The sequence below is a fragment of the Pseudoxanthomonas sp. SE1 genome, assembly GCF_029542205.1.
Classification (GTDB): domain Bacteria; phylum Pseudomonadota; class Gammaproteobacteria; order Xanthomonadales; family Xanthomonadaceae; genus Pseudoxanthomonas_A.
Window position 1 is genome coordinate 2,686,475 of sequence record NZ_CP113783.1, and the last position, 23,898, is coordinate 2,710,372.

General features: G+C 67.9%; 23 protein-coding genes. 8 read left to right on the top strand and 15 right to left on the bottom strand.

Going from position 1 to position 23,898, the window contains the following annotated elements; translation table 11 throughout:
- Nucleotides 1-5: 5 nt before the first annotated feature.
- Nucleotides 6-818, top strand: coding sequence for an SDR family NAD(P)-dependent oxidoreductase (locus OY559_RS12685; protein ID WP_277726600.1), 813 nt, complete (start codon nt 6-8; stop codon nt 816-818).
- 73 nt (nt 819-891) lie between these two features.
- Here OY559_RS12685 and OY559_RS12690 read toward each other — a convergent pair whose 3' ends face one another.
- The 5 genes from OY559_RS12690 to trpB form a co-directional block, all read right to left on the bottom strand.
- Nucleotides 892-1,830, bottom strand: coding sequence for an isopenicillin N synthase family dioxygenase (locus OY559_RS12690; protein ID WP_277726601.1), 939 nt, complete (start codon nt 1,828-1,830; stop codon nt 892-894).
- Between the two features lie 76 nt (nt 1,831-1,906).
- The gene (gene glmM / locus OY559_RS12695) at nt 1,907-3,256 is read right to left on the bottom strand and encodes a phosphoglucosamine mutase (RefSeq protein WP_277726602.1); all 1,350 of its coding nucleotides are present in this window, start codon (nt 3,254-3,256) and stop codon (nt 1,907-1,909) included.
- On the bottom strand, nt 3,253-4,146 hold the full coding sequence (gene accD, locus OY559_RS12700) for an acetyl-CoA carboxylase, carboxyltransferase subunit beta (protein WP_277726603.1): 894 nt from the start codon (nt 4,144-4,146) through the stop codon (nt 3,253-3,255). Before accD ends, glmM begins: the two co-directional genes overlap by 4 nt.
- Before the next feature lie 87 nt (nt 4,147-4,233).
- Nucleotides 4,234-5,031: a tryptophan synthase subunit alpha gene (gene trpA, locus OY559_RS12705; RefSeq protein WP_277726604.1), complete on the bottom strand. Its 798-nt coding sequence runs from the start codon at nt 5,029-5,031 to the stop codon at nt 4,234-4,236.
- Nucleotides 5,032-5,131: 100 nt separating this feature from the next.
- Nucleotides 5,132-6,343 (bottom strand): tryptophan synthase subunit beta, encoded by a 1,212-nt coding sequence (trpB, locus tag OY559_RS12710; protein WP_277726605.1) that lies wholly within the window; start codon nt 6,341-6,343, stop codon nt 5,132-5,134.
- A gap of 96 nt (nt 6,344-6,439) precedes the next feature.
- On the opposite strand from trpB, the gene OY559_RS12715 reads away from it, so the two are divergent.
- Complete coding sequence (locus tag OY559_RS12715) at nt 6,440-7,321, top strand: LysR family transcriptional regulator (protein WP_277726606.1); 882 nt, start codon at nt 6,440-6,442, stop codon at nt 7,319-7,321.
- A 3-nt stretch (nt 7,322-7,324) separates the two neighbouring features.
- Here OY559_RS12715 and OY559_RS12720 read toward each other — a convergent pair whose 3' ends face one another.
- From OY559_RS12720 to prmB, 7 genes are all read right to left on the bottom strand, one after another.
- The gene (locus OY559_RS12720) at nt 7,325-7,963 is read right to left on the bottom strand and encodes a phosphoribosylanthranilate isomerase (protein WP_277726607.1); all 639 of its coding nucleotides are present in this window, start codon (nt 7,961-7,963) and stop codon (nt 7,325-7,327) included.
- A 124-nt stretch (nt 7,964-8,087) separates the two neighbouring features.
- Complete coding sequence (truA, locus tag OY559_RS12725; protein WP_277726608.1) at nt 8,088-8,906, bottom strand: tRNA pseudouridine(38-40) synthase TruA; 819 nt, start codon at nt 8,904-8,906, stop codon at nt 8,088-8,090.
- 15 nt (nt 8,907-8,921) lie between these two features.
- A complete protein-coding gene (locus tag OY559_RS12730) occupies nt 8,922-10,649 on the bottom strand; it encodes a type IV pilus assembly protein FimV (RefSeq protein ID WP_343228721.1) in 1,728 nt (575 codons plus the stop codon).
- A 38-nt stretch (nt 10,650-10,687) separates the two neighbouring features.
- The gene (locus OY559_RS12735; protein ID WP_277726609.1) at nt 10,688-11,713 is read right to left on the bottom strand and encodes an aspartate-semialdehyde dehydrogenase; all 1,026 of its coding nucleotides are present in this window, start codon (nt 11,711-11,713) and stop codon (nt 10,688-10,690) included.
- Between the two features lie 76 nt (nt 11,714-11,789).
- Nucleotides 11,790-12,824, bottom strand: coding sequence for a 2-hydroxyacid dehydrogenase (locus tag OY559_RS12740; protein WP_277726610.1), 1,035 nt, complete (start codon nt 12,822-12,824; stop codon nt 11,790-11,792).
- The gene (gene aroC, locus OY559_RS12745; protein WP_277726611.1) at nt 12,817-13,920 is read right to left on the bottom strand and encodes a chorismate synthase; all 1,104 of its coding nucleotides are present in this window, start codon (nt 13,918-13,920) and stop codon (nt 12,817-12,819) included. The genes OY559_RS12740 and aroC overlap by 8 nt, the downstream gene beginning before the upstream one ends.
- Nucleotides 13,921-14,057: 137 nt before the next feature.
- A complete protein-coding gene (prmB, locus tag OY559_RS12750) occupies nt 14,058-14,987 on the bottom strand; it encodes a 50S ribosomal protein L3 N(5)-glutamine methyltransferase (RefSeq protein ID WP_277726612.1) in 930 nt (309 codons plus the stop codon).
- 138 nt (nt 14,988-15,125) lie between these two features.
- Here prmB and OY559_RS12755 point away from each other — a divergent pair, with 138 nt between their 5' ends.
- The 3 genes from OY559_RS12755 (at nt 15,126) to OY559_RS12765 (ending at nt 17,425) form a co-directional block, all read left to right on the top strand.
- Nucleotides 15,126-15,779, top strand: coding sequence for an SCO family protein (locus OY559_RS12755; RefSeq protein ID WP_277726613.1), 654 nt, complete (start codon nt 15,126-15,128; stop codon nt 15,777-15,779).
- The gene (gene asd / locus OY559_RS12760; protein ID WP_277726614.1) at nt 15,776-16,618 is read left to right on the top strand and encodes an archaetidylserine decarboxylase; all 843 of its coding nucleotides are present in this window, start codon (nt 15,776-15,778) and stop codon (nt 16,616-16,618) included. The genes OY559_RS12755 and asd overlap by 4 nt, the downstream gene beginning before the upstream one ends.
- Nucleotides 16,619-16,978: 360 nt before the next feature.
- A complete protein-coding gene (locus OY559_RS12765) occupies nt 16,979-17,425 on the top strand; it encodes an REP-associated tyrosine transposase (protein ID WP_277726615.1) in 447 nt (148 codons plus the stop codon).
- A gap of 61 nt (nt 17,426-17,486) precedes the next feature.
- Here OY559_RS12765 and OY559_RS12770 read toward each other — a convergent pair whose 3' ends face one another.
- Nucleotides 17,487-19,067: a transglycosylase SLT domain-containing protein gene (locus tag OY559_RS12770; RefSeq protein ID WP_277726616.1), complete on the bottom strand. Its 1,581-nt coding sequence runs from the start codon at nt 19,065-19,067 to the stop codon at nt 17,487-17,489.
- A gap of 135 nt (nt 19,068-19,202) precedes the next feature.
- Between OY559_RS12770 and OY559_RS12775 the strand changes: the two genes are divergently transcribed.
- Genes OY559_RS12775 through greB form a run of 3 tightly spaced genes read left to right on the top strand, consistent with a single transcriptional unit; the run spans nt 19,203 to nt 21,619 of the window.
- Nucleotides 19,203-20,705, top strand: coding sequence for a helicase HerA-like domain-containing protein (locus OY559_RS12775; protein WP_277726617.1), 1,503 nt, complete (start codon nt 19,203-19,205; stop codon nt 20,703-20,705).
- Nucleotides 20,706-20,715: 10 nt separating this feature from the next.
- A complete protein-coding gene (locus OY559_RS12780; RefSeq protein WP_277726618.1) occupies nt 20,716-21,114 on the top strand; it encodes a copper resistance protein NlpE N-terminal domain-containing protein in 399 nt (132 codons plus the stop codon).
- A 1-nt stretch (nt 21,115) separates the two neighbouring features.
- Nucleotides 21,116-21,619, top strand: a complete 504-nt coding sequence (gene greB / locus OY559_RS12785) for a transcription elongation factor GreB (RefSeq protein ID WP_277726619.1) — start codon at nt 21,116-21,118, stop codon at nt 21,617-21,619.
- A gap of 3 nt (nt 21,620-21,622) precedes the next feature.
- On the opposite strand, the gene OY559_RS12790 is transcribed toward greB, so the two are convergent.
- The gene (locus OY559_RS12790; RefSeq protein ID WP_277726620.1) at nt 21,623-22,450 is read right to left on the bottom strand and encodes a DUF3025 domain-containing protein; all 828 of its coding nucleotides are present in this window, start codon (nt 22,448-22,450) and stop codon (nt 21,623-21,625) included.
- A complete protein-coding gene (gene rimO / locus OY559_RS12795) occupies nt 22,447-23,808 on the bottom strand; it encodes a 30S ribosomal protein S12 methylthiotransferase RimO (RefSeq protein ID WP_277726621.1) in 1,362 nt (453 codons plus the stop codon). The genes OY559_RS12790 and rimO overlap by 4 nt, the downstream gene beginning before the upstream one ends.
- Nucleotides 23,809-23,898: the final 90 nt, after the last annotated feature.

Below are 23,898 nucleotides of genomic sequence, written 5' to 3' on the forward strand. Positions count from 1 at the left end.
CTTCCATGACCGATGCTTCTTCTGCCCGCGCCGCCGGCTACGCCCTGATCACCGGCGCGTCCAGCGGCATCGGCGAACAGATCGCCCGCGAGTACGCGCGCCGCGGCGTACCGCTGGTGCTGACGGCTCGCCGCGTGGAGCGCTTGCAGGCTCTGGCGGCGGAACTGCAGGCGCAGGTACCGGTGGAGATCGTGGCGGCGGACCTGGCCGATCCGGCCGCTCCGGCGGCGCTGGTCGCCGAGATGGAACGGCGCGGCGTGGCGATCCGCATCCTGGTCAACAACGCCGGCTACGGCATGCCGGGCCGCTACGGCAGCAACGCATGGGCCGATCATGCAGCGTTCCTGCAGGTGATGGTGACCGCGGTATGCGAACTGACGTGGCGACTGCTGCCGTCGATCCGCGCCTCCGGCCAGGGCCGCATCCTCAACGTCGCCTCGTTCGCCGCGCTGATGCCGGCCGCCGAGGGCCAGACACTGTATGCGCCGGCGAAGAGTTTCCTGCTGAAGTTCAGCGAGGCGATGGCGCTCGAAAACGCCGATCGCGGCGTGCATGCCACGGCGCTGTGCCCGGGCTTCACGTATTCCGAGTTCCACGACGTCACCGGCACCCGATCACGCATGCGGGTGTCGCCGACGATGTGGCTGCAAGCGGCGGAGGTGGCGCGTGCCGGGATCGACGGCAGCGAGCGCGGGGACGTGCTGGTGGTCCCCGGTTGGCGCTACCGGCTGCTGCACATGATCGTGAAGCTGCTGCCGCACCGGTTGGCGATGGGCTTGATGGCGCGGAACTCGCGCAAGGTGCGGCCACTGGATTGATCCATCGGGAAACGCACGACGCCGGGAAGCTCCCGGCGTCGCAAGGTTGCGCAACGGCGGGCCTGGGCCCGCCCTACTTCAGCTTGATCTCGCGCAGGCGCTCTTCCAGATAGCCCTGGGCCGTGATCGGCTCGGGATAGCGCTTCGGATTGTCCGGCGTGACCGTGGACGGCAACACGTCGATCAGGAAGTCCGGATTCGGATGCAGGAAGAACGGCACCGAATAGCGCGGCTGGCGCGCCTGTTCGCCCGGCGGATTGGTCACACGGTGCGTGGTCGACGGGTACACATGGTTGGTCAGGCGCTGCAGCATGTCGCCGATGTTGACGACGATGGTGTCGGCGTCGGAGGTGAACGGCACCCACTCGCCCTGCTTCGACTTCACTTCCAGACCGGCGGCGCTGGCACCCACCAGCAACGTGATCAGATTGATGTCCTCGTGCGCCCCGGCACGCACGTTGGGGATGTCGTCGGCGGTGATCGGCGGGTAGTGGATCGGGCGCAGGATGGAATTGCCGGAATCGGTCTTGTCGGCGAAGTAGTCCTCCGGCAGACCTATGTGCAGCGCCAGCGCCGACAGCACGCGCGAACCGAGCTGGTCCAGCGCCTGGTACAGGCCATAGCCATGCTCGCGGAAGCCCGGCACCTCGTCCGGCCACAGGTTCGGCGGCATCACGTCGCGGTACTTCGAATCGTCCGGGATCTCACGGCCGATATGCCAGAACTCCTTCAGGTCGAAGTGCTTGGAGTCCTTCGCCGTCTCCACGCCGAACGGCGTGTAGCCGCGGGCCCCGCCACTGCCGGGCAAGTGGTACTGCGTCTTCACCTCGTCGGGCAGCGCGAAGAAACGCTTGAACACGTCGTAGGCCGCATCGATCTGCGCCTGCGGAATACCATGGTTGCGGATGCCGGCGAAACCCCATTCGCGATAGGCCGCGCCCAGCTCGGCCACGAAGGCGTCACGGTCGGTGTCGAAACGGGTGATGTCCAAGGTAGGGATACGGGCACTCATGCGACTCTGCTCCAACAGATGTGTTGCGCGGGAGCGCCATTGAAGCGTTCCCGCGCCAGATGTTCATTGATCAGGCTCAAGCGGTGGCGGCAGCCCGCACGGCCTCGGCCAGGGTTTCCAGCGTGTTCTTCACCAGCGCGTCGTCGTCGGCCTCGACCGTCACGCGCACCACCGGTTCGGTACCGGAAGGGCGCAGGAACGCCCGGCCACGCCCCGACACCGCTGCCTGCGCCTGCGCGAGCGCAGCCTGCACGCTCGCGGCCTCGGTGGGTCTGGCGCCGTTGGCCAGCTTCACGTTGATGGTCTTCTGCGGAAGCATCGCCAGGCCATCGAGCGCATCGCGCAGCGAGACCTTGCGACGCCTCAGGGCTTCCAGCACCTGCAGCGCCGCGATGATGGCGTCACCGGTGGTCGTGCGATCCAGGCACAGCAGGTGGCCGGACGCTTCGCCACCCAGCACCGCATTGCCTTCGACCAGCGCCTGGTGCACGTAGCGGTCGCCGACCTTGGTGCGGACGAACGGGATCTCCAGCTTGGCCAGTGCGCGCTCAAGACCGTAGTTGGTCATCAGCGTGCCGACCACGGGGCCACGCAGGCGGCCGCTGGCCTGCCAGTCGCGCGCCAGCAGGTAGATCAACTGGTCGCCATCGACCGGCGCGCCCTGCGCATCGGCCATCAGCACGCGATCGCCGTCGCCATCGAAGGCGATGCCGAGATGGGCGCCGGACTCGCGCACCTTCGCGGCCAGGCTGTCGATGTGCATGGAGCCCACGCCGTCGTTGATGTTGACGCCGTTCGGCTCGGCGCCGATGGTGATGACGTCGGCGCCCAGTTCGCGGAACAGCAGCGGTGCGATGTGGTACGTCGCGCCATGCGCGCAGTCCAGCACCAGCTTCAGTCCCTTCAGGTCGAAACGGCGCGGCACGCTGGCCTTGCAGAACTCCATGTAGCGACCGACCGCATCACGGGTGCGGATCGCCTTGCCGAGTTTCTCGGATTCGGCGGTGAAGAACGGCGCATCCAGTGCGGCTTCGATGGCCAGTTCGGTGGCGTCATCCAGCTTCTCGCCTTCGGCCGAGAAGAACTTGATGCCGTTGTCGTAGTGCGGGTTGTGCGACGCGCTGATCACGATGCCGGCATCGGCACCCAGCGTGCGGGTCAGGAAGGCGACCGCTGGCGTGGGCATCGGGCCCATCAACTGCACGTCGGCACCGGCGGCGACCAGGCCGGCTTCCAGCGCCGCTTCGAACATGTAGCCTGAAATGCGCGTGTCCTTGCCGATCACCACCACCGGACGCGCGTCGCCGGCGTTCTGGCACAGCACGCGACCCAGCGCGTTGCCCAGGCGCAGCACGAAGTCGGCGGAAATGGGGCTGGTGCCGACGCGGCCACGGATGCCGTCGGTACCGAAATACTTGCGGCTCATGCGGTCACCAGTTCGCTTTGCTCGGGCTTGGGCTGTCGCATCATCAACGCCAGCAGGTCGGCGAGGCGGTCACGCAGCTCGCGGCGGTCGCAGATCTGGTCGATGGCGCCATGCACCACCAGGAACTCCGAACGCTGGAAACCCTCTGGCAACGTCTCGCGGACGGTCTGCTCGATCACGCGCGGGCCGGCGAAGCCGATCAGCGCTTCCGGCTCCGCCAGGTTGATGTCGCCCAGCATGGCGAAGCTGGCCGACACGCCACCGGTGGTGGGGTGCGTCATCACCGAGATGTACGGCAGTCCGGCCTCGCGAAGGCGGCCGAGCGCCGCGGAGGTCTTGGCCATCTGCATCAGCGAGAACAGGCTCTCCTGCATGCGCGCACCGCCACTGGCGGAGAAGCACACGAACGGCGAGCCGATCTCCAGCGCCTTCTCCGCACCCAGCGAGAAACGTTCGCCGACGACCGAGCCCATTGAGCCGCCCATGTAGGCGAAGTCGAACGCGCTGGCGACCAGGTCGCGGCCCTTCAGCGTGCCCTGCAGGGTGATCAGCGCATCGCGCTCGCCGGTGCTTTTTTGCGCGGCCTTGATACGGTCGGCGTACTTCTTCTGGTCCTTGAACTTCAGCACATCGGTCGGACCCAGCGCAGCGCCGATCTCGCGGGTGCTGCCCGGGTCGAACAGGGCCGCCATGCGCGCGCGGGCACGGATCGGCATGTGGAAGCTGCACTTCGGGCAGACCTCCAGGTTTTCTTCCAGCTCCGGCCGGTACAGCACCGCGCCGCAGCGGTCGCACTTTTCCCACAGGCCCTCGGGGACGCTGCGTTTGCTCTTGCCTGCGTTGCCCTCGGTGCGGATGCCCGACGGCATCAGTTTGCTGAGCCAGCTCATGCGTGGTCTTGCTGCCTGCCCCGGGAGGGGCCCAATGGATTAGCGCGGCAGTTTAGCTCAGTCGTCCATGCACAACCGTACGGTAGATCAGCTGTCCAGCGCCGCGCGCAACGGCGCAAGGAAGGCGGCGGCCCGCGCCGGCGCATCCGCGCCCGCCTCGGCCAATGCCGCGACCAGCGCGCTACCCACCACCACGCCGTCGGCATCCGCGGCCATCGCGGCTGCACTGGCCGCGTCCTTGATGCCGAAGCCGGCGACCACCGGCGCGCGCGAGTCCGCCCGCAAATGCTTCAGCCGCTCGCCTGCCGCGCCGATGTCCAGGCGGTCGGAGGCGCCCGTGACACCGGCGAAACTGACGTAATACAGGTAGCCTTGGGCGGTGTCGCACAGCATCCGCAGGCGTTCCGGCGAGGTGGTCGGCGACGCCAGCGCGACGAGGGCCAGGCCGTGGCCATCGAAGATGGCGCGCGTCTCAGCGGCTTCTTCCGGCGGCAAGTCGACCAGCAGCACACCATCGACGCCGGCCGCGACCGCTTCGCGGGCGAAGCGCTCCGCACCGTGGATCTCCACGGGGTTCAGGTAGCCCATTAGCACGATCGGCGTGGAATCGTCCTGTTGGCGGAACACTTCCACCGCCTCCAGCACGTAACGCAGGCCGGCCCCACGCGCCAGCGCGCGTTCCGAACTGCGCTGGATGACCGGACCGTCGGCCATCGGATCGGAGAACGGCACGCCCAGCTCGATGACGTCGGCACCCGCAGCCACCAGCGCATGCATCACCGGTACGGTGGACTCCAGCGATGGATCGCCCGCCGTGATGAAGGGGATCAATGCCTTGCGGTGGGCGGCCTTGAGATCGGCGAATTTCTGTTCGAAACGGGACATGGCGGGCTCAGGTTGCTCAATGGGTCGGCCGTTGTAGGAGGGGCTTCAGCCCCGACCGCTTTCCGAATCCACGGTCGGGGCTGAAGCCCCTCCTACAGGGTCACAGCGTGATGCCTTCGCGGGCGGCGATCGTGTGCACGTCCTTGTCGCCACGACCGGACAGGTTGCACAGCACCAGTCGGTCCTTCGGCAGGTCGCGCGCCAGCTTGATCGCCTGCGCGACGGCATGGCTGGATTCCAGTGCGGGCAGGATGCCTTCCGTGCGGGTCAGCCGATGGAACGCGGCGAGCGCCTCCTCGTCGGTGACGCCGACGTACTCCGCGCGCCCGCTGTCCTTCAGGAAGGCGTGCTCCGGGCCCACGCCCGGGTAATCCAGGCCTGCGGAAATCGAATGGGTCTCGATGATCTGCCCATCGTCGTCGCAGATCACGTAGGTGCGGTTGCCATGCAGCACGCCTACGCGGCCGGCGGCGAGCGAGGACGCATGGCGGCCCGTCTCGATGCCATCGCCGGCGGCTTCGGCACCGACGATGCGGACGCCGGGATCGTTGAGGAAGGCATGGAACAACCCGATCGCATTGCTGCCGCCGCCGACGCACGCGGTGATCGCATCCGGCAGGCGGCCGTAGTCGGCCAGCATCTGCGTCCGCGCCTCGCGGCCGACCACGGCGTTGAAGTCGCGCACCATGCGCGGATACGGGTCCGGGCCGGCGACGGTGCCGATGATGTAGAACGTGTCGTGCACGTTGGTCACCCAGTCGCGCATCGCTTCGTTCAGTGCGTCCTTCAGCGTCGCCGAGCCGCTGGTGACCGGCACCACGGTCGCGCCGAGCAGCTTCATCCGGTAGACGTTGATCTTCTGGCGCTCGATGTCGGTGGCGCCCATGTAGACCACGCATTCCAGGCCCAGCCGGGTGGCGACGGTGGCACTGGCCACGCCGTGCTGGCCGGCACCGGTCTCGGCGATGATCCGCTTCTTGCCCATCCGGCTGGCCAGCAGGGCCTGCCCGATGGTGTTGTTGATCTTGTGCGCGCCGGTGTGGTTCAGGTCCTCGCGCTTGAGCAGGATCTGCGCGCCGCCCACTTCGCGGCTCAGGCGTTCGGCGTGGTAGATCGGGCTGGGGCGGCCGACATAGTGCTTGAGGTCCTTGTCGAAGGCGGCGATGAAGGCCGGATCGGTCCGCGCGGCGTCATAGGCCGCCGCCAATTCCTGCAGCGGACCCATCAGGGTTTCGGCGACGAAGCGGCCGCCGTGGCGACCGAAATGGCCGGCAGCGTCAGGATAGGCGTGGTAATCGGCGGGAATGGACATGGCAGCAGGGCAGTCGTCGTGGGCTGTCACTCTAGCGCGCAGGTCGACCGCGGAAAAACGATGAAATCTCATCGATCCGTGACTTAGACTCACGTAATGTCACGTCCCCTGCCGCCCCTCAACGCCCTGCGCGCCTTCGAGGCCGCCGCCCGCCTGGGCAGCCTCAGCCGGGCGGCAGGCGAACTGCATGTCACCCACGGCGCGATCAGTCGCCACATCCGCACGCTGGAGGATGCGCTGGGCCGGCCGCTGTTCGTCCGTGAAGGGCGAGGCCTCGCGCTGACTGCCGACGGCCAGCGCCTGCGCGACATTGCCGGCGACGCCTTCACCAGCCTGCAGGCCGGCTGGCGTGCACTGCAGCACGAACGCCGGCCGGCCGCCTTCGTGCTGGGCTGTCCTGGCAGCCTTCTGGCGCGCTGGGTGATCCCCCGGCTGGAACGGCTGGCGACCGACCTGCCGGACCTGACGCTGCACCTGTCCGCACAGGAAGGCGGGATAGATCTGGCCGCGGCCGACCTGGACGCGGCCCTGCTGCTGGGCGAGGCGCCATGGCCTTCGGCCTGGCAGGTGCGGACGCTGGCGCCCGAACAGATCGGCCCTGTGCTCAGCCCCCACCACGCGCACTTCGCGGCGCTGCGTGATGCCCCGCCGTTGGCATTGCGGGACGAGCCCCTCCTGCATACGGTCTCGCGACCGCAGGCGTGGCCGCGCTGGTTCGCCAGCCGGCAACTGCCGGATGCGCCGCGCCTGGGCACCGGCTTCGACCACCTCACCTACCTGCTGGAAGCCGCCATCGCCGGCCTCGGCGTCGCCATCGCGCCGCGCGAGCTGGTGCAGTCCGATCTCGACAGCGGTCGCCTGGTGGCACCTTGGGGGTTCTCCGACACCGGGGGCGAATGGGCGCTGTGCAGTGCGCGCGGCAATCCTGATCCCCGCATCGCAGCGCTGGCCGACTGGCTACGCGCGGAACTCGCTTGACGCCTACGGTGAGGGCCTGGCGTCCGCCACGCGTACCGCGTCGACGAAGCGCCGCATCCTGTCGGCGTCCTTGATGCCGGGACCCGCTTCGATGCCGCTGGATACATCCACGCCCCAGGGACGTGCCGTGCGCAACGCCAGCCCCACGTTCTCCGGCGACAGACCACCCGCCAGCAGGAACGGCTTGTCGGTGGCGGCCGGCATGCGCCGCCAGTCGAAGCGCTGGCCGCTGCCGCCCTGCTCGCCCGCAGCATGACCGTCGAACAGGAACCCCTGCGCATCGGGGTACGCCGCCAGGGTCGCGAAAGCGCCATCGCCCTGCCCGCCCATCGCGATCGCCTTCCAGAAGGGAATACCGAACGACACGGCGAACGCATCGTCCTCGGCGCCGTGGAACTGCAACACGTCCGGCTGCAGCGATTCGACGATCTGCTCCACCTCGCCACGCGGGTTGTCCATCACGAGGGCGACGACCGCGATCTCCTCGGGCACCAGTTCGCGCAGCATGCGCGCCTGGCCCAGCAGCAGGTGGCGCGGGCTGTGCGGCGCGAAGACCAGCCCCAGGTAATCCACGCCCAATTCGACGGCGAGGCGTACATCCTCGGCACGGGTGAGGCCACAGAACTTGATGCGGGTATGCATGGCGGGCGCAAGGCGATCAGGCGTGGGCGAAGCGTATCCGCTTTCGGCTGGTCCCGTTGGGAGGCGATCCCGGGCGCGGTGCTTTCCGCGATCCGGTCGCCGTGCGTCGCGCCGCAAGGCGCTGCTACCGCGCGATGGCGTGACGGTCCGGGATGTCCTGCAACGTCACTTCCGCGGGCATCTTCCACTCGGGCGGATAGAGCGGGCTGACGAAGACCAGTCCGTCCGGAGGCGCCGTGGGACCGGCGACCGTGCGGTCCCGCCCGGCCAGCAGTTCGGCGATCCAGTCTTCGGGCCGTTCGCCACGCCCCACCACCAGCAGCGAGCCGACGATGTTGCGCACCATGTGGTGCAGGAACGCATTGGCCTGCACTTCGACCACGACACGCTCGCCATGGCGCGTGACCGAAATGGCATGCAGGTTGCGCATCGCATGCGGGGACTGGCAGTGGACCGTACGGAACGCGCTGAAGTCGTTTTCACCCAGCAGCACCTGCGCGGCGCGATGCATCGCGGCGGCGTCCAACGGCATCCGTTCCCAGCTCAGGTACTGGCGTTCCAGCGCGGGGCGTGCCAACCGGTTCACCAGCGTGTAGCGGTAGCGGCGTGCCCGCGCGGAAAAACGTGCGTGGAAGTCCTCTGCCACCGGCTGGCACCAGCGCACGCACACCGCGGGCGGCAGCCGCGCCGTCGTGCCGAGCAGCCAGCCCCGGGAGTCGCGTGCGGCATCGCTGTCGAAGTGCACCACCTGGCATTGCGCATGCACGCCGGCGTCGGTGCGGCCGGCGCAGATGGTGTTCACCTGGGCATTGGCCACCGACGACAGTGCGCCCTCCAGCGCCGCCTGGATGGTGGTGGTGTCGTCCGGCGTGCCGGACTTGCTCAGCCGCTGCCAGCCCAGGAATCCGCCGCCGTCGTATTCGACGCCCAGCGCGTAACGCATCAGCGCATCACCCGGTCATCCGATCTCGCGCAGCAACTGCAGCGCTTCATCGCGGGCGGCGGTATCGCCGCCGGCGGCGACTTCGTTCAACAGGTCGCGCGCCGTGACCACATCGCCCAGGTCCAGGTAAGCCACGGCCAATTCCAGCCGCTCGCGGCCCACGGGTGCCGGGGCAGGATGTGCGAGGGGCGTGGGCGCACCGCCGGAATGCCACGTGGGACCCGCCGCGACCGGCGCCGGCTTCTCGACCGGCTTCGAGGGCGGCGCAGCGGTGGGTACGATCACCGGTTGCAGCGTCGGGCTGGGCGCGGGTTCCGCCACGGGCGCCGTCGGCATTCCCGCCGCGAGTTCAGCGGCGCGGCTGACGACCGGCGACTCGCCGAACACGCTGCTGCGCGGTGTCGGCGCCGGCGACAGGCGCTTGCGACGCTGTGCGAAGCCCCAGGCCAGCGCACCCGCGAACAACAGGCCGAAGCCTGCCCACGCCCACACCGGTACACCGCCATCGCTGCCATTGCTCTGCGCCAGGCGCTGCTGGGCGGCGGCGAGATCGCTGTCCTTCATGGCCAGCAGTTTTTCCTGCTGCGCCTTGAGCTTTTCCAGGTCCGCGACCTGCGAGCGCAATTCCTGCACTTCCGCTTCGCGCGCGGCCAGGTCTTCCTTCGACTGCTGCAATTGTTCGTTCGCCAACATCTCGCCCTCACCGCCGGCATTGACGCCGGACTGCGTTCCAGAACCCGACGTGCTTGTCGCCGCGGGCGCGATTTCCAGGCGCGCTTCCGCCACCTGGGGCGCGGGCGTCGCAGCCGCCGGAGCAGGCGCCGTCGGCTCGACCACGGCCGCCGGTTGCGGGATGGGCGCGCGCGCGCGTCGCCACTCGGCGATCTGGCTGCGCACCAGCGCTGCGGCCTCGCTTTCCAGGATCGTCTGCGCCTCGGCCGTTTCCGGTACGCGCAACACCGCGCCCTGCTTGAGCAGGTTGACGTTTCCGTTGATGAAGGCTTCGGGATTGGCGCGCAGTAGCGCGACCATCGCCTGGTCCAGCGTGTAGCCCTGCTCACGCGCCAACGGCGCCGCGATCTGCGACAACGACTGGCCCCGGCGCACCGGCGCCAGCGTGTCGCCAGGGGAAACCTGCGGCACGGGCGCGGCGGTCGCGACGGGCTCCGGTGCCGCACGCACCGGCGCCTCGGGAGCCGGTTGCGCCACGGGTGGAGGTTCCGGCGTCGCCACGACGACCGGCTCGACCGGTCGGCTGATGATGTCCGAGGGCGCGGCCACCGGGGCGTCGATCACCGGTTGCTCGGCGGCCGCCAGCGTTCCTGGCGCACTCACGAGCGCGGAGTATTCGCGCACCAGCCGGCCTTGCCCCCAATCGACTTCGATCAGGAAGTTGACCGCCGGCACATCGACAGGCGTGCGGCTGGTGACGCGGACCACCGGGCGCCCCGCATCATCCAGTGCGACGGCAAAATCCAGTTCATTGACCAGGCCCTGCGGCCGCGGCAGGCCGACGCGCTCGAACGTCACCGGCGACGCCAGGCGCGCGCTCAGCTGTTCCAGCTCGCCCGGCTCGCTGGAAATGATCGGAATCTCGGCCAGCAAAGGCTGGCCGGGCTGCGATTTGACCTTGATCTCCCCCAGGCCGAGCGCGAGGGCCGCGTTGCTCAACAACGCGAGCCCCAGCCCGATCATGCCGGCCAGCAGGAGCCTTGCCGTCCGAGGTCTGTGCTTCGGTTTCACGGCCCTTCCCCATGTTTCCCGGCCACGACTATAGCCGGTCAGCCGTTTTTCGCCACCAGTTCCGCTACCTGTACGGCATTCAGGGCCGCGCCCTTGCGGATGTTGTCGGACACGATCCACAGGTTCAGCCCGCGCGGATGCGAGATGTCCTCGCGGATGCGGCCGACGTAGACGGCATCGGTGCCGGAGGCATGGGTGACGGGCGTGGGATAGCCGCCCGGCGCACGGTCATCGACGACTTCGATGCCCGGCGCGGCTTCAAGCAGCGCGCGCGCTTCGGCGGCGGTGACCTTGTCGCGAGTCTCGATGGCGACGGCTTCGGAGTGGCCATAGAACACGGGCACGCGCACGGCGGTCGGATTCACCTGGATGCTCTCGTCGCCGAGGATCTTGCGCGTCTCCCACACCAGTTTCATCTCCTCCTTGGTGAAGCCGTTGTCGAGGAACTCGTCGATATGCGGGATCAGGTTGAAGGCGATCTGCACGGGGAAGCGCTGCGGATCCGGGTCCTGGAAGTTGAGCAGCGCGCCGGTCTGGCGACCGAGCTCTTCCAGCGCCGAACGGCCGGCACCGGATACGGACTGGTAGGTCGCCACGTTGATGCGCTCGATGCCGTACTTGCGGTGGATCGGCGCCAGCGCCACCAGCATCTGCATGGTCGAGCAGTTCGGATTGGCGATGATGCCGCGCGGACGGTTCTGCACCTGCTCCGGATTCACTTCGCTGACGACCAGCGGGATATCGGCGTCGTAGCGGAACGCCGAAGAGTTGTCGATGACGACGGCGCCGGCCGCAGCGAACTTGGGTGCGAATTCCTTGGAAATGCCGCCGCCCGCGGAGAACAGCGCGATGTCGATGCCGGCCGGATCGAAGGTGGCCAGGTCCTGCACGGTGATCTTCTCGCCGTTGAACTCGACCGTGCTGCCGGCGGAGCGCTCCGAGGCCAGTGCGACGAGCTTGCCGACGGGGAAGTTGCGCTCGGCAAGAATGGACAACATGGTTTCGCCGACGGCGCCGGTGGCGCCCACGACGGCGACGTTGAAGGTTCGGTTCTGGTTGCTCATGGATGGGTTTTCGCGAAGAAGGGAATGAAGACAGCAGACACGTGTTGGCTGTGTTCGGGGAACCTGCGGGCGTGCCTCAGGCTCCCTGTCGTTTGGCGATGGTGGTTTTCGCGGGGGCGGCCAGCGCGTCGGGATTCACGGGCGTCGGCGGACGGCCGGCCTGCGGGCCTTCGCCCAGCGCGGCAATCAGGTTGTCCACCGCCAGTGACACCATCGCGCGGCGCGTAGCCAGGCTGGCGCTGGCGATGTGCGGCGTCAGCACCACGTTGCGCAGCGCGAGCAGTTCCGGGCGCACGGCAGGCTCGCCTTCGTACACGTCCAGCCCAGCGGCGGCGAGGCGGCCGTTCGCCAGCGCATCGGCCAGCGCGAGTTCGTCGATGATGCCGCCCCGCGCGATATTCACCAGCGTGGCGGTGGGCTTCATCTTCGCCAGTGCCGCGGCATCGACCAGGTGATGTACCTGCGGCGAGTACGGCAGCACCAGGACCACGTGGTCGGACTGGGCGAGCAGCTCGTCGAAACCCGCGTAGCTCGCACCGCATTCCCGCTCCACCGTGTCCGGAACGCGGCTGCGGTTGTGGTACAGCACGCGCATGCCGAAGCCGCGCGCACGGCGGGCGATGCCCTGCCCGATCCGGCCCATGCCGACGATGCCCAGCGTGCTGCCGTGCAGGTCGGCGCCGAGCAGCGTGCCGAACGACCACTGCTGCCACTGGCCTTCACGCAGCCAGCGTTCGGCCTCGGTGATGCGTCGCGCGGTGGCCATCAGCAGCGCGAAGCCGAAGTCGGCCGTGGTCTCGGTCAGCACGTCGGGGGTATTGGTGGCGACGATACCGGCCTGCGTCAGCGCATCGACGTCAAGGTTGTTGTAGCCCACGCCGACGTTGGCGATGGCGCGCAGCGACGAGGCAGCGGCGATTTCCTCCGCGCCGATCCGCTCGTTCAGCGTGACCAGCGCACCCGCGCTGTCGCGCAGCGCATCGGCGATGACGTGCGGTGTGTACTCGGTGACATGGCTCGTCGATCGCACGTCGAAATGCGCCGCCAGCCGCGCGACGATATCGTCGAACAGCGGCTGCGACACCCAGACGCGCGGCCGCGGCTCAGCCATCGACGCTGCCGGGAACGTACGGCGGTACATCGCCCACGTCGCCGCATTGCGCGCGATGGCGCAGCGCCTGGTCCATCAGCACCAGCGCCATCATCGCTTCGGCGATGGGCGTGGCCCGGATGCCGACGCAGGGGTCATGGCGGCCGGTGGTGATGACCTCGACGGTGTTGCCGTCCACATCCACCGTCGCGCCCGGCAGGCGCAGGCTGGAGGTGGGCTTCAACACGATCGATGCAGTGACCTGCTGGCCGGTGGAAATGCCGCCGAGGATGCCGCCGGCGTGGTTGGACAGGAAGCCGTCCGGCGTCATCAGGTCGCGGTGTTCCGTGCCCTTCTGGGTGACCGCCGCGAAACCGTCGCCGATCTCCACGCCCTTCACGGCGTTGATGCTCATCAGCGCCGCGGCGAGGTCGCCGTCGAGCTTGCCGTAGATCGGCTCGCCCCAGCCGCCGGGCACGCCGTCGGCGACCACATTGACGCGCGCGCCGATGGAATCACCCGACTTGCGCAGCGCGTCCATGTAGGTTTCCAGCGCGGGCACCTGCGCGGCATGCGGCCAGAAGAACGGGTTGTCTTCCACCGCGCTCCAGTCGAAGCCTTCCGGCACGATCGGGCCAAGCTGCGACAGGTAACCGCGCACGGTCACGCCATGCCGCTGCAGCAACCACTTCTTGGCGATCACGCCGGCCGCCACGCGCATGGTGGTCTCGCGCGCCGACGAACGTCCGCCGCCACGCGGATCGCGGATGCCGTACTTCTGCCAGTACGTGTAGTCCGCGTGCCCCGGACGGAACTGCCGCGCGATGTCGGTGTAGTCCTTGCTGCGCTGGTCGGTGTTGCGGATCAGCAGCGCGATCGGCGTGCCGGTAGTACGGCCTTCGTACACCCCGCTGAGGATCTCGACCTCATCGGCCTCGCGGCGTGCGGACGTATGCCGCGACTTGCCGGTGGCACGGCGTTCCAGGTCGTGACGGAACTCCTCCGGTGCGATCTCCAGCCCGGGCGGGCAGCCGTCGACCACACAGCCGATGGCCGGCCCGTGCGATTCGCCGAACGTGGTGACCGTGAGGAGTTTTCCGAAACTGTTGCTGCTCAAGCGTCGCTCCGCTGTGGAACTACCCGTGCCGGGGCGTGAAGCATCGCATGCCGGCCACCCTATTGTGCAGCGCGCCAACGCCGGCCGCGACGGTTGCAGGCGCAACCGCTGCGGACGTTCGCACGAGGCGCGCGGCCTTATTTTCGCGCGGCGGCGAGTTCGGTGATGCGGGCGTTGTGGCGGATCAGCTCGGCGCACTCGACGGCGAAGATGCCCATCTGCCCCACCTTGAACTCGATCCAGGCGAACTCGACGTCCGGCAGCAGCTTGACCAGCGCGCGCTCGGACTCGCCCACCTCGCAGATCAGCAGGCCGTCCTGGCTCAGGTGCAGCGGCGCGTCGCGCAGGATCTTCAGCACCAGATCCAGACCATCGTCGCCAGCGCGCAGGCCGAGTTCCGGCTCGTAGGAATACTCCCTCGGCAGCGCATCGGTCTCGTCGTTGGTGACGTAGGGCGGATTGGTGACGATCAGGTCGTAATGCTTGCCGGTAAGGCCGGCGAACAGGTCCGACTTGAGGAATTGCACGTTGTCGGCCAGCAGGCGTGCCTTGTTCTCGGCCGACAGCGCCAGCGCGTCGTCGCTGATGTCGACGCCGTCGACCTGCCAGTCCGGGTTGTAGTGGCCCATCGCGATGGCGATGCAGCCGGAGCCGGTGCACAGGTCGAGTGCATGGTTCACTTCACGCCCTCCCAACCAGGGCTCGAAACCGGCTTCGATCAGTTCGGCGATCGGCGAACGCGGCACCAGCGCGCGCGCATCGCTCTTGAAGCTGAGCCCAGCGAACCAGGCCTCGCCGGTCAGGTAGGCGACCGGGATGTGCTCGTTGACGCGACGCTCGACCAGCGCCAGCACCTCTGCCTTTTCCGCGCTGGTGACGCGCGCCTGTCCGTACGCCGGGCCCAGGTCCGGCGGCAGGTGCAGCGTGTGCAGCACCAGATGGGAGGCCTCGTCCAGCGCGTTGTCGTAGCTGTGGCCGAAGGTCAGGCCGGCGGCGTTGAAACGGCTGGCGCCGTAGCGGATCAGATCGATGATGGTGTGCAGTTCGGCGGCGACGTCGGCGGTCATGGCAAGGCTTGTGAAGACGCCGGAACGGCGAAGGCCGCCGATTATAGGGGCTGCCCCGGTATCATGGTCGCCTTCACGCCGCGCCCATGCGGCCCCAGCCCACCGGCTGCGCCCTCCTCCTCGTGGGAACCCCACCGCATGTTCAACAAGAAGATCGGCCTCATCCTCATCCTGGCGCTCGCCGCCGGCCTGGGCCTGCTGGCCGCACAGACGTTCTTCGGCCCGGTCACGCCCGCCACCCAATGGCCGGCCACGCAGACGGTGACCCTGTTCCCGCAGGCGCGTCCGCTGCCGCCCTTCTCGCTGCGCCAGTCGGACGGCACCCAACTGGCCGACGGCGAGCTGAAGGGTCATTGGACGCTGGTCTTCCTGGGCTTCACCTTCTGCCCGGACGTTTGCCCGACCACGCTGGCCGAACTGGCCCAGGCGCAGGCGCAGTGGAAGGACCTGCCCGACTCCACCCGCCCGCGCGTGCTGTTCGTCTCGGTCGACCCGGAACGCGACACGCCCACCCGCATCGGCGAGTACGCCCACGCCTTCCATCCCGACACGATGGCCGCCACGGCCGATGTCCCGACGCTGGAGAACTTCGCCAAGTCGCTCGGCTTCGTCTTCATGAAAGTGCCCGGTGACGGCTTCGAGCAGAACCCGAACGACTACAGCATGGACCACTCCTCGGCGATCGGCGTGCTGGACCCGCAGGGCCGCCTGGCCGGCCTGATCCGACCGCCGTTCCAGCCGAAGGCGATCGCAGCGGACATGCGCGCGCTGACCGAGGCGTCGACGAAATGAGCCTGCTGACCTCGCTGACGTACGTCCTGCCGCACCGGTTCCTGTCGTCGCTGGCACGCCGGTTGGCGTATTCCACCTCGCCCGGCACCAGCCGCTGGCTGATCGACACGGTGACGAGGAAGTTCAATGTCGACCTCGGCGAGGCGGCCGAACCCGACCCGCGCGCCTACCCCAGCTTCAATGCCTTCTTCACCCGCGCGCTGAAGCCGGGCGCACGCGTCGCCGATTCCGATCCGCGCGCGCTGCTGATGCCGGCCGACGGCCACATCAGCCAGTGTGGCCCCATCGAGCACGGGCGCATCTTCCAGGCCAAGGGCCAGTCGTTCACCGCGGCCGAACTGCTCGGCGATGCCGCGGCAGCGGAGCCGTTCCGCAACGGCTTGTTCGCCACGGTCTACCTGTCGCCGCGCGACTACCACCGCGTGCATATGCCGTGGACCGGCACGCTCCGCGAGACCGTGCACGTGCCCGGCCGTCTCTTCAGTGTCGGCACGGATGCGGTGGCCAACGTGCCGCGCCTGTTCGCGCGCAATGAACGGCTGGTCTGCCATTTCGACACCGATTTCGGCCCGATGGTGTCGGTGATGGTGGGCGCGTTGCTTGTTTCGGGTGTGGAAACGGTGTGGAGCGGCGAAGAGATTCCTGCCTACGGCACCGCGGTCACGCGCAAGGATTACCGGGGCAAGGGCATCACGCTGGAGCGGTTCGCGGAGATGGCGAGATTCAACTACGGCTCGACGGTGATCGTGCTGTTGCCGCCGGGTGTGGCGGAACTGGCGCCGAATCTGAAAGCCGAATCACCGGTGCGATTAGGTCAGGCTCTCGCCCGACTGCGGTAACAGATAGCGTGCGCCATGCGCACGACCGCACGATGCATCACACGTGCACAAGCTCTCCAGGCATCCCATGGTCGTGCGCGCAGCGCACGCTACGTGGACCGCCCTCCTGAACCGTAGCGTGCGCCATGCGCACGACTGCACGATGCATCTCTTCGACGCGCTGAGGCGCACAGACGCCATACTCGCCATCCGGCGGGCATTGTTAATGGCGCCGACGAAAAATGAATCGCATCATGGCCGCCTGTTCTCTCCAAAAGGCGGCCAAGGATGGCGAGTTTTCGACGCGTATTCACGCCAGGCGCGACCTGGTTCTTTACCGTCGTCGCCGCAGGACGGCGCCCCCTGCTGACAGACCCGCGCGTGATCTCGGCCTTCGGCACGGCAATGCGCGAAGTTCAGCAAACGCTGCCATTCTCGATGCCGGCCTGGGTCATTCTGCCGGACCACCTTCATGTGATCTGGACACTTCCAGAGGGCGATACGGACTATCCACGACGCTGGTCGATCATCAAGCGCAGGACATCCCAACTGGCTGAACTGCCGCCGATGGCGCGCTCCTGTTCGATGGTCGCGCGTCGCGAAAGCGGGCTATGGCAACGACGCTATTGGGAACATCTCATACGCGACACCGATGACCTGCATCGGCATGTCGACTACATCCACTTCAATCCCGTCCGGCACGGCCACGCGGATGCTCCCGCAGCGTGGCCCTATTCCAGTTTCTCCCGACATGTCCATGCGGGCGCCTATGACGGCAATTGGCGTGCAACCCGCGACATCGATACCTTAGACGCCGGCGAACCGTAGCGTGCGCTATGCGCACGACCTCAATCCTGCCGGCATCGCGATGTCGTGCGCATAGCGCACGCTACTTCCCGCAGCTCTCCAACTTCAACTCCTGGCCCGGGCGCACCGCGTACGCTGGCGCCTTCAATTTGTTCGCCCGCGCAAGCTTCTTGAGGTCGCACTGGAAGCGCTGCGAAATACGGCCCAGCGTATCGCCCTTGGCAACGCGGTACTCGCGCGTCTGCTCTTTCTTGGGTTCCGCCGCCTGGGGTTCTCCGGTGGCGACCGTGGTCGGTACGCCCGCCACCGGCGTCACGTCGCCGACCGCGACACTGCCCGTTGGCAGCGCGCGCCGGATCGCGGCGGCAGGATCGGCATTGACCAGCGTGCGGGCCAGTTCGGCACGGGGACCGCTGACGCAATGGCGGTTGTAGAGGCCCACGATGCGCGCATTGGCTTTCAGCGTGGTGCCGGCCGGGATCCAGCTTTCCGCCTGGTAACGAGGATTGAGGTTGCGCAGCGTGCGCATGTAACCCTCGCGCGTACCGCCATTGCCCAGGCAGATGGTCAACTCGTAGATGGATGCATCACGAGCGAGTTTCAGCGGGGCCGCCTGCGCACTGACCTTCGGGAACTCGAGCCCGTACTGGCGGGGGTGCAGGAACAGCCACGCCGCCGCGATCACCATCGGCACGTAGTCCCGCGTCTCGCCCGGGAATTGCCGGTAGACCACGTCATCCCAGAAGCCGAGGCCGGGGTTTTCGCGATAGACGCGCGCCGCGCGCCCTTCGCCACCGTTGTAGGCGGCCAACGCCAGTTCGATGTTGTTGTTCAGTCCTCGCATACGCTCGTTCATGTAGGCCGCGCTGGCCTGCCCGGAGGCATACGGGTCATAACGCGTATCGAAGCCGCTGGCATCGCGGCCCAACCCGAAGCGGGCGCCGGTGTGGAACATGAACTGCATCGGCCCGGCCGCACCCGCGCGCGAGGTGGAATGCACGCGCCCGTTGGATTCCTTGGCCATGATGCCGAACAGCAATGCTTCCGGCAGGCCGCTTCGCTCCCAAGCGGGGTACAGGTCCGAGCGCATGTTCTGGTAATTCTCGAAGCTGTCGATCAACGCCGGGCGCATGTCGGTCAGCCAGCGGCGGATGCCGGCCTGGACCGCCGGGTTGTACTCCACCATGCGATCGAATGCATGCCGCTGGTCGTTGAGCAACGCCGCGGTGCGCGCCGTCTCCGGCACCGGGGCGCCCGCTGCGATGGCGTGGTCGGTGCCGTCGTCCAGCGCATCGATCGCGTCGCCCTCGCCCGCATCATCTTCACCCTGCGCATCGGCGTTGCCCTTGAGCAGCCGCTTGTACGTTGCCAGCAAGGTGGGCACCTGGCAGCCGCGCTGCTTGATGCAGGCGTCCAGCACGTCCTCCATGTCCTCCAGCGCCGCGTCGCTCTCAGTTGCGCCGCGCGGATCGCTGTTGGCCACCAGCACCAGGCCATCGCGGTAGCGCTTCTCGGCGGCGGCCATGCGCTGTTCGAGCGCCTCAGCAGCAGCGCGGTCACGCGCGGACACCCGTTGGGCCAGTGAAACAGGCGAGACCAGCAGCAGGGAAAGGACGGCCGCAACGGGCCAGTGGCGCAGACAGGCAGGAACCGCAAACGACATCAGGTGAGCATCCAGAGTGTGAGTCGGGAGGGTAGCCCCCGCCGTGCACCCCGGGCAAGGTCGCGCGTCATGGAACGTTTCCCCGGATGCAGCATCCAGCCGCTAGAATCCGGGCATCATCACGCGAGGTTGAACATGGATCCCATCCTGCTGGGCAAGGGCGTCACGGACGACATTCCGGTCACGCTGCAACCGAAGTTCGGCAATCGCCACGGCCTGGTGGCCGGCGCCACCGGCACCGGAAAGACGGTCACCCTGATGACGCTGGCCGAAGGCTTCTCGCGGATGGGCGTGCCGGTGTTCATGGCCGACGTGAAGGGCGACGTGGCCGGCCTGGCCGCCGCAGGCGATGGCAGCGAACGCGTCATGCAGCGCGCGAAGGACATCGGCATCACCGACTACGCGCCGGGCACCAATCCGGTGATCTTCTGGGACCTGTACGGCAAGCTGGGCCACCCCGTCCGCACCACGGTCAGCGAGATGGGCCCCACCCTGCTCTCCCGCATCCTCGAACTCAACGACACGCAGAGCGGCGTGCTGGACATCGTGTTCAAGCTGGCCGACGACCGCGGCCTGTTGCTGCTCGACCTGGAAGACCTGCGCGCGCTGCTCGGCCTGGTCGCCGCCGAGCGCAAGGACATTTCCACCAGCTATGGCCTGGTCAGCACGCAGTCGGTCGGCGCCATCCAGCGCGCGCTGCTGCGGCTTGAGCAGGAAGGCGGCGAGATGTTCTTCGGTGAACCCGCGCTGGAACTGGCCGACCTGATGCGCACGAACACCGACGGCCGCGGCGTGATCGGCATCCTGGCCGCGGACCAGCTGATCCTGAAGCCGCGCCTGTATTCCAGCTTCCTGCTGTGGCTGCTGTCGGAGCTGTTCGAGACGCTGCCGGAAGTCGGCGACCTGGACAAGCCCAAGCTGGTGTTCGTCTTCGACGAAGCGCATCTGCTGTTCGACGATGCGCCGGCCGCCCTGCAGCAACGCATCGAACAGGTCGTGCGCCTGATCCGCTCGAAGGGTGTAGGCGTGTATTTCTGTTCGCAGTTCCCCGACGACGTGCCCGACAACATCCTCGGCCAGCTGGGCAATCGCGTGCAGCATGCATTGCGCGCCTTCACCCCGCGCGACCAGAAGGCGGTGAAAACCGCCGCCGAAACGTTCGTGCCGAACCCGAAGCTGGACGTGGCCCAGGCCATCTCCAAACTGGGCACGGGCGAAGCGCTGGTTTCGACGCTGCAGGAGAAGGGCATCCCCTCGCCCGTGCAGCAGACGATGGTGTCGCCGCCGCGCTGCCGCATGGGTGCGATCAGCGAGGCCGAGCGGCAGCAGGTGCGCAACGGCAGTCCCGTGGGCGGGAAGTACGACACCGCCATCGACCGCGAATCCGCCGCCGAAATGCTGGCCAAGCGTGCGGAGTCGACGATGGAGGCCGCGAATGCGCCTGCCGCGAAGACAGAGAAGGACGATCCGGATGCCGGCGGCTTCGGCCAGACGGTGAAGGACGCGGTGTTCGGCACCAAGCGTCGCCAGGGCATGATCGAGACGATGGCCAAGCAGACCACGCGCACCATCGGCACCAAGCTGGGCAACCAGATCGTGCGCGGCATCCTGGGCAGCATCTTCGGCGGTCGACGCTGATCGCATGCGCATGAAACGGCTTTTCGTCGTGCCGGGCGTCGCCGTGTCGCTGGCGGCTTCGGCCGCCAGCCCGACACCGGCGGCCTTCGCCGGTCCGTTCTTCGGCAGCCTGCCGTCCACCGGCTGCGTGATGCAGAACGTGTTGCTGGACCTGCGCGCCGACGGACGCTACACCCTGCAGGCGCACTGCCAGGACGACCTGCACGCCGCACCGGCACGTGCCGGCCGCTGGTCGGTGACGTGGAATGGCACCTGCGTGCAGCTCACGCCGGACGATGACCAGCCGACGCAGGAATTCGCCATCCATGACGACGACCTGCTGGTGCTGACCTTGGGCAGTTGCATCGAACCGGTCGAAGACCCGCGCGGGCGCACGCTGCGGCGCGCGGACACCGCCGGGGATCGCTGAGGTGTCGCGCTGGCGCCCGCCGGGCGAGAAAAGCACCGCCCTGATCACCCGCGAGGGCCATGACCGCCTGAAGGCGGAACTGGACGATCTGTGGCGCGCGCGTCGTCCGGAGGTGGTCAAAGCCCTGGCCACCGCCGCGGCCGAAGGCGACCGCTCGGAAAACGCCGAGTACACCTACCGCAAGAAGCAGCTGGGCGAAATCGACCGTCGCGTGCGCTACCTGAGCAAGCGGCTGGAAGCGCTGCGGGTGGTCGACACCGCGCCCAGCGATCCGGAGGCGGTGTTCTTCGGCGCGACGGTGGAACTGGAGAACCTCGCCAGCGGCGAGAGCTCGCGCTATCGCATCGTCGGTCCCGACGAAACCGACCCCGTGCGCGGCTGGATCAGCATCGATTCGCCGCTGGCGCGTGCGCTTCTGAAGAAACGCATCGACGATGAATTCTCGGTCGAATTGCCCGGCGGCATCACCCGCTTCGTGCTGGTGGATGTCAGCTACGCGGGCTGATGCTCACCAGGGCCGCGGATACACGCGACGCTCCCGCAGCGGCCTGAAGTAGTCCGCCTGCGCGTAGAACGCCTCGCACTGTTCCGCGTGCCACCCGGGGATGCCTGCCAGGGGCAACGGACGAAGCTCTGACGGCGCGGCGAGGGTCGCACCCGCCGCCATCGATTCGGCCACGTGCGCGACACCGTCGGCCAGATCACCGGGCACCACCAGGCACTTGCCGACCAGCAGGCGTCCCGGCACCAACGCCTGCTCCATCAACGCGTGACCGACCACCGCCACCACCGCGATGCCACCGTCGCGCCAGCGCCCGGCATTCGCATGGAACAGGGCCTGCCAGTCGTGCCGGTCCCACAGGTCGAGCAGGCTGGTGTCGCGCAGCTGCACGATGACACCGCTTTCATCGAACTGGGTGAGGGCCTGCTGCGCAGGACCGCGCTCTCGCGTGCCCCATCGCGCGACTTCGCGGCACTGCTGCCGGTTGAGCGCTTGTTTGAGGATCGGATGACGCATCCAGACCATCGCGTTGAACAGGTCATGCCAGTTCTCCGCCCGCGTGGCGATGCGCCCCTGCGCGATGCGTGCCTCGTAGTGCAACCCGTCGGCGAGCAAGGCCGCGTCCTGCATCACGAAGCGAGGCCCCGAGAGCGGCATCCGCGCATTGAGGTCCTCGATATCGGGCCATCGTGCGGCCGTCACCAGGTCCAGATATTCGCCAAAGCCCTCGAACAAGGGATGCCGGAAACGCGCGGCATCCACCTGTTCACGCAAGGGGGCGACGAAACGACGCCGGCCAGTGCCCGCGTGTGCTCCTGTCGTGGGCGCGGTCACAGCACCTTGAGATCGAGCGGCGTGCCCGCCGTTCCGGCGATGGCATCACCGATCAGGTCGTGCTCGTCGCTTTCGGTGATCTCCACGTCGACGAACTGGCCGACGCGCAAACCCAGCTCGCCGCCATTCTGGATGTGCACCAGGCCGTCGATCTCCGGCGCATCGGCCTTCGAGCGCGCCACGGCGATGTCGTCCTCGATCAGGTCCACCAGGCACTGCTGCACGGTGCCGATCTTGGCCTCCAGACGCGCGGCGGAGATCTCCGCCTGCTTCTCCATGAAGCGCGCCAGGCGCTCCTGCTTGACCTCTTCCGGCACCGGATCCGGCAGCAGGTTCGCGGCGGCGCCTTCGACCGGCGAATAGGCGAATGCACCGACGCGATCCAATTGCGCTTCGTCGAGGAACTGCAACAGCTCCTCGAACTCCTGGTCCGTCTCACCCGGGAAGCCAACGATGAAGGTCGAGCGCAGGGTGATGTCGGGGCAGATGGAACGCCAGCGCTTCACCCGCTCCAGCGTCTTGTCGACGGCGCCGGGGCGCTTCATCAGCTTGAGGATGCGCGGGCTGGCATGCTGGAACGGGATGTCCAGGTACGGCAGCACTTTGTTCTCGGCCATCAGCGGAACCACGTCGTCGACGTGCGGATACGGGTACACGTAGTGCAGGCGTACCCAGGCATCGAGTTCGCCCAGCCCTTCGCACAGTGCCTTCATCCGCGTCTGGTACGCCTTGCCGCGCCATTCGCGCTCGGCGTACTTCACGTCCACGCCGTAGGCGGAGGTGTCCTGCGAGACCACCAGCAATTCCTTCACCCCTCCGCGCACCAGGCGCTCGGCCTCGCGCAGCACGTCATCGACCGGGCGCGACACCAGATCGCCACGCATCGACGGGATGATGCAGAAGCTGCACCGGTGGTTGCAGCCTTCGGAGATCTTCAGATAGGCGTAATGCCGCGGCGTCAGCTTGATGCCGTAGTCCGGCACCAGGTCGACGAAGGGGTCGTGCTTCGGCGGCAGCGCTTCGTGCAGCGCTTCCATCACGCTCTGGTAGTCCTGCGGACCGCTGATCGCCAGCACGTCGGGGTACTGCTCGCGGATCTGCTCCGGGCGCTTGCCCAGGCAACCGGTGACGATGACCTTGCCGTTCTGGTTCATCGCCTCGCCGATGGCGTCCAGCGATTCGGCCACCGCGGAATCGATGAAGCCGCAGGTGTTCACCACCACCACGTCCGCCGCGTCGTAGGTCGGCACGATGTCGTATCCCTCCACGCGGAGCTGGGTGAGGATGCGTTCGGAGTCGACCAGGGCCTTCGGGCAGCCGAGGCTGACGAAGCCCACCTTGGGGTTCTGCAGGGACATGGGAGTACGGCGGCGGCGTGTACGGGGCGCGGATTATAGCCCCCGGGCATCGGTAGGCCGGGCCGGACCGTTCAGGCGGTGCTCCCTGCA

What these genes read in the sequence shown, in the direction of transcription:
- OY559_RS12735 (WP_277726609.1), bottom strand. Translation starts at nt 11,713, where the DNA reads ATGAGCAACCAGAACCGAACCTTCAACGTCGCCGTCGTGGGCGCCACC.
- OY559_RS12740 (WP_277726610.1), bottom strand. Translation starts at nt 12,824, where the DNA reads ATGGCTGAGCCGCGGCCGCGCGTCTGGGTGTCGCAGCCGCTGTTCGAC.
- OY559_RS12775 (WP_277726617.1), top strand. Translation starts at nt 19,203, where the DNA reads ATGGATCCCATCCTGCTGGGCAAGGGCGTCACGGACGACATTCCGGTC.
- OY559_RS12690 (WP_277726601.1), bottom strand. Translation starts at nt 1,830, where the DNA reads ATGAGTGCCCGTATCCCTACCTTGGACATCACCCGTTTCGACACCGAC.
- asd (WP_277726614.1), top strand. Translation starts at nt 15,776, where the DNA reads ATGAGCCTGCTGACCTCGCTGACGTACGTCCTGCCGCACCGGTTCCTG.
- OY559_RS12770 (WP_277726616.1), bottom strand. Translation starts at nt 19,067, where the DNA reads ATGTCGTTTGCGGTTCCTGCCTGTCTGCGCCACTGGCCCGTTGCGGCC.
- OY559_RS12685 (WP_277726600.1), top strand. Translation starts at nt 6, where the DNA reads ATGACCGATGCTTCTTCTGCCCGCGCCGCCGGCTACGCCCTGATCACC.
- trpA (WP_277726604.1), bottom strand. Translation starts at nt 5,031, where the DNA reads ATGTCCCGTTTCGAACAGAAATTCGCCGATCTCAAGGCCGCCCACCGC.
- glmM (WP_277726602.1), bottom strand. Translation starts at nt 3,256, where the DNA reads ATGAGCCGCAAGTATTTCGGTACCGACGGCATCCGTGGCCGCGTCGGC.
- truA (WP_277726608.1), bottom strand. Translation starts at nt 8,906, where the DNA reads ATGCGTTACGCGCTGGGCGTCGAATACGACGGCGGCGGATTCCTGGGC.
- prmB (WP_277726612.1), bottom strand. Translation starts at nt 14,987, where the DNA reads ATGACCGCCGACGTCGCCGCCGAACTGCACACCATCATCGATCTGATC.
- rimO (WP_277726621.1), bottom strand. Translation starts at nt 23,808, where the DNA reads ATGTCCCTGCAGAACCCCAAGGTGGGCTTCGTCAGCCTCGGCTGCCCG.
- OY559_RS12755 (WP_277726613.1), top strand. Translation starts at nt 15,126, where the DNA reads ATGTTCAACAAGAAGATCGGCCTCATCCTCATCCTGGCGCTCGCCGCC.
- OY559_RS12715 (WP_277726606.1), top strand. Translation starts at nt 6,440, where the DNA reads ATGTCACGTCCCCTGCCGCCCCTCAACGCCCTGCGCGCCTTCGAGGCC.
- OY559_RS12720 (WP_277726607.1), bottom strand. Translation starts at nt 7,963, where the DNA reads ATGCATACCCGCATCAAGTTCTGTGGCCTCACCCGTGCCGAGGATGTA.
- trpB (WP_277726605.1), bottom strand. Translation starts at nt 6,343, where the DNA reads ATGTCCATTCCCGCCGATTACCACGCCTATCCTGACGCTGCCGGCCAT.
- OY559_RS12780 (WP_277726618.1), top strand. Translation starts at nt 20,716, where the DNA reads ATGAAACGGCTTTTCGTCGTGCCGGGCGTCGCCGTGTCGCTGGCGGCT.
- accD (WP_277726603.1), bottom strand. Translation starts at nt 4,146, where the DNA reads ATGAGCTGGCTCAGCAAACTGATGCCGTCGGGCATCCGCACCGAGGGC.